Origin of the sequence: Gordonia rhizosphera NBRC 16068, from assembly GCF_000298195.1 — a bacterium.
GTDB classification, from domain to species: domain Bacteria; phylum Actinomycetota; class Actinomycetes; order Mycobacteriales; family Mycobacteriaceae; genus Gordonia; species Gordonia rhizosphera.
The window spans coordinates 1-4,260 of the sequence record NZ_BAHC01000234.1; the positions used below are offsets into that span (position 1 = coordinate 1).

Annotated in this window: 4 protein-coding genes; all 4 read right to left on the reverse strand. The window is 68.9% G+C overall.

Annotation, left to right across the window (positions count from 1 at the left end):
• A partial coding sequence (locus tag GORHZ_RS27590) for an acyl-CoA dehydrogenase family protein (RefSeq protein ID WP_006339096.1) occupies positions 1–1,143 on the reverse strand: 1,143 nt, incomplete at its 3' end.
• 10 nt (positions 1,144–1,153) lie between these two features.
• Positions 1,154–1,900 carry an SDR family NAD(P)-dependent oxidoreductase gene (locus tag GORHZ_RS27595; protein ID WP_006339097.1) on the reverse strand — a complete coding sequence of 249 codons (747 nt, stop codon included), beginning with the start codon at positions 1,898–1,900 and terminating at the stop codon, positions 1,154–1,156.
• The gene (locus tag GORHZ_RS27600) at positions 1,897–3,117 is read right to left on the reverse strand and encodes a thiolase family protein (RefSeq protein ID WP_006339098.1); all 1,221 of its coding nucleotides are present in this window, start codon (positions 3,115–3,117) and stop codon (positions 1,897–1,899) included. Before GORHZ_RS27600 ends, GORHZ_RS27595 begins: the two co-directional genes overlap by 4 nt.
• 111 nt (positions 3,118–3,228) lie before the next feature.
• Positions 3,229–4,260, reverse strand: a 1,032-nt coding sequence (locus GORHZ_RS29795) for an acyl-CoA dehydrogenase family protein (protein ID WP_006339099.1), incomplete at its 5' end; no start/stop codon positions are given.

Here is a 4,260-nt window from a genome sequence, read left to right on the forward strand (position 1 = left end):
TTCCAGGGTGCGCCCGATGATCTCGCGCATGATCTCGTTGGTGCCGCCGAAGATGGACTGGATCGGCACGTCGAGATACGCACGGGCGATGGGGTATTCCCGCATGAATCCGTAGCCGCCGTGGAACTGCAGACCCTGCGCCACGATGTCGCGCTGCAGTTCGGTGGTCAGCAGTTTCGCCCTGGCGGCCTGGTCGCCGGACACCTCGCCGCGGTTGTGTTTGACGATGAGCTGGTCGAGGAACATCTCGACGGCGTCGAAGCGCGCGGCGAGTTCGGCGAGCTTGAACCGGGTGTTCTGCATGTCGAGCACCCGCTGCCCGAACGCCGACCGCTCGGCGCAGTAGTCGACCGTCCACGCCAGCGCGGTGCGGCAGGCCGAGATCGCCGACACCGACAGACCCAGTCGCTCCTGCGCGAGGTTGCGCATGAGGATCTTGAATCCTTCGCCCTCGCCGCCGATCAGGTTCGCCGCCGGCACCCGCACCTCGTCGAAGAACAGTTCCGCGGTGTCCTGGCTACGCAGCCCGATCTTGTCGAGGTGGCGGCCGTGGGTGAATCCCGGTGTGCCGCTCTCGACGACGATGAGGCTGATGCCCTTGTGCCTCTGGGTCGGATCGGTCTTGGCGACGACGATGTACAGGTCGGCGTTGAGTCCGTTGGTGACAAAGGTCTTGGCGCCGTTGATGACCCACTCGTCGCCCTCGCGGCGCGCGGTGGTGCGGATCGCGGCCAGATCGGAACCGGCGCCCGGTTCCGTCATCGCGATCGCGGCCATCAGCTCGCCGGTGACCATCCCGGGCAGCCAGCGCTTGCGCTGCTCATCGTTGGTCTCCTCCATCAGGTACGGCAGCGCGACGTCGTTGTGCAGGGTGATGCACATGCCGGAGCCGATGACGCCGGCGCGTTGCAGTTCCTCGCCGATGATGGCGTTGAACCGGAAGTCGGCCTGGTCGAGGCCCCCGTACTCCTCCGGCACGGCCATCGCGAGGAAGCCGAGTTCGCCTGCACGACGGAACATGTCGCGATCGACGCGGCCGGCTTCCTCCCACTTCTCGTTGTGCGGGAGGATCTCGGCGGCGACGAAGGAGCGGAAGCTCGCGCGGAAGTCCTCGTGTGTCTCGTCGTAGAGTTCGCGGTTCATCGTCGCCCTCTCATCGTGCGGTCCAGCCGCCGTCGACGGCGAGGACCTGTCCGGTCAGGTACGTGCTGGTCGGCGACGCCATCAGCAGCAGCGCGCCGTCGAGTTCGTCGAGTCGCCCCGGCCTACCGATCGGGGTGTTGCGCTTGATCCATCCCATCGCCTTCTCGTTCTCGAACATCTCGTCGGTCAACTCGCTCGGGAACCAGCCCGGTGCGATGGCGTTGACACGGATACCCTTCGACGCCCATTCTGCGCCGAGTTGCCGGGTCAGATTGATCACGCCACCCTTGGCCGCGCAGTACGCGGCCTGCGTGATCGGCCACGAGGCGCCCAGCCCGAGGATCGAGGCGATGTTGATGATCGAGCCACCGTCGGACATCGCCCTCGCCGCCGTGGCGGCGACCGAGAAGATCGCGGTCAGATCGACCTCTAGGGTCTGGCGGAACTCGTCCAGCGGTGTCTCCGTGGCCGGTGTGTCCTTCGCCCATCCTGCCGCGTTGACGACGATGTCGGGCCCGCCCCGATACTTGGCGGCCTCGATCAGCCGCTCCACGTCGTCGGCGTTGGTCACGTCGCATTGCACGGCCTCGGCGGCGGCACCGTCGGCGACCACCTTCTCGAGCCGGTCGAGGCGGCGCGCCGCCGCGATCACCGTGGCGCCGTTCTCGGTCAGCACCGAGCAGAAGTGGTGCCCGATCCCGCTGGATGCGCCGGTGACGACCGCGACCTGCCCCTGCAGGTCTGCGCGGACGGTCACGACAGACGCTCGATGATCGTGGCGTTCGCCATGCCGCCGCCCTCGCACATCGTCTGCAGGCCGTAGCGGCCACCGCTGCGCTCGAGTTCATGCAGCAGCGTGACCATCAGCCGTGCACCCGAGGCGCCGAGCGGATGACCGAGCGAGATGCCGCCGCCGTTGACGTTGACCTTCTCGATGTCGGCCTTGAGTTCGCGCTGCCAGGCGAGCACGACCGGCGCGAATGCCTCGTTGACCTCGAACAGGTCGATGTCGTCGACGCCGAGCCCGGACCGCTCCAGCGCCCGCTTCGTGGCCGGGATCGGCGCGGTGAGCATCGCGACGGGATCATCGCCGACCACCGACATCTGGCGGATCGCGGCGCGTGGAGTCAGACCGAGCTTCTCGGCGACGTCGTCGCGCATGATCAGCAGTGCGGCGGCGCCGTCGACGATCTGCGACGCGTTGCCCGCGGTGACCCGACCATCCGGCAGGAACGACGGCTTCAGTCCGGCGAGCGCCTCGGCGGTGGTCTCCCGGATCGGTTCGTCGGCGGAGAACTCACCGTCGACGGTGATCTCGCCGGTCTCCTTGTCACGGACCTTGCGCGTCACCGGGACGATCTCGCGCTCGAAGCGGCCCTCCGCGCGGGCGGTGGCGGCACGCTGCTGGCTGCGCAGTGCGTACTCGTCGAGGTCTTCGCGGGTCAGACCCCACTCGTCGACGATGAGCTCGGCGGACAGGCCCTGCGGGACGAGGCCCGGCACACCGAAGGTCTCGCGGTCGGCGTAGCGGCCCTGCAGCTGTTCGCCGTACACCTCGCGGATGTCGCCGCCGGGGGCGTTGGAGAACATCGGGACGGTGCTCATGCACTCGACGCCGGCGGCGATGACGATGTCCATCGTCCCGGACATGACGGCCTGCGCGGCGAAATGCACTGCCTGCTGCGACGAGCCGCACTGGCGGTCGATGGTGGTGCCGGGCACGTGCTCGGGCAGGCCCGCGGCGAGCGCGGCGTTGCGGCCGATGTTGGTGGACTGCGGGCCGATCTGCGTCACGCAGCCGACGATGACGTCGTCGATGAGCGCGGGGTCGATCCCGGAGCGCTCGACGAGCGCGGAGATCGTGGCGGCGGCGAGTTCCACCGGATGCCACCCGGACAGCGATCCGCGACGCTTACCGATCGGGGTGCGCACGGCTTCGACGATGACGGGTGTGGGTTGTGTTGGGGTGGACACGGATTGTCCTTTCGGTTGGATGAGGACTTGGTGGGTGGTCTGCGAGTGGTCTCGATACGCGTCGGGCTCACTACGTTCGCTCGGCGCTACTCGACCAGCGGAGGGGGTGAGTCAGGCGGCACCGTGGACCAGGAGGTCCAGGCATCCGGATGTCACTGCGCGGTCGCGTAACTGGGCGGGGGTGCCGCCCAGCGCCGCGGTGGCCCGTGCTCGTCGGAAGTACAGGTGGGCGTCGTGCTCCCACGTGAATCCGATACCACCGGAGACCTGGATGAACCCGCTGGACGCAGACGTGGCGGCGTCGCCGGCCTCGGCGCGGGCGAGGAGGGTGAACTGTTCGGCCACCCGGTCGTCACCGGCGTCGAACGCCGCCGCGGCGGCGGCCACCAGGCCCCGCGCGGACGCGTTGGCGATCGCGGTCTGCGAGCATTTGTGCTGGATGGCCTGGTAGGTGCCGATCAGCGCGCCGAACTGCTCGCGGACCTTTGCGTAGTCGACCATCCGCGCCAGACATCCCTGCGCACCACCGACGAGTTCGGCGGCCAGCACCAGAGCCTCCAGCGTGCGGTGACGCTCGAGCGCCCTCTCGTCCCCGGGTTCGGTGAGCAGAACCGCGGAGGCGCCGGTGAACACGATCTCGCTGAGCGGGGTCGCCAGATCGACGGTGTCCACCGGGCTGCGCTGCGCCGACGTCGTATCGACCAGTGCCACCGCGGGCCCCTCGGGGGCCTGCGCGACGCACAGGACGAGATCGGCCACGGCGCCGTGGGTCACCGACGCGACCGGACCGGTGACCTGACCGTCCCGGTAGTGCAGCTCGCCCGCCCCGTCGTGACGGGTCGACGCACCGACAACCGCCGTGCCGGACAGTAGATCCGTGATCGCCTTCTGCCACCCGACGGGCACCGCATCGGAACTGATACCCGCCAGCGCGGCCGCGGTCAGCACCGAGGCCCGGACCGGACCGGGGTACAGCGTGACCGCGCACTCCTCCACGGCCGCGACGATGTATTCGGCACCGAGTCCCAGTCCGCCCCAGTCCTCCGGCGCGGCGATGCCGATCAGCCCGAGCTGCTCGGCGAGGGTCCGCCACCCGTGGCGATCGAAACCTGTTCCGTCGACGGCGTTCTCGTCGTCACGGAT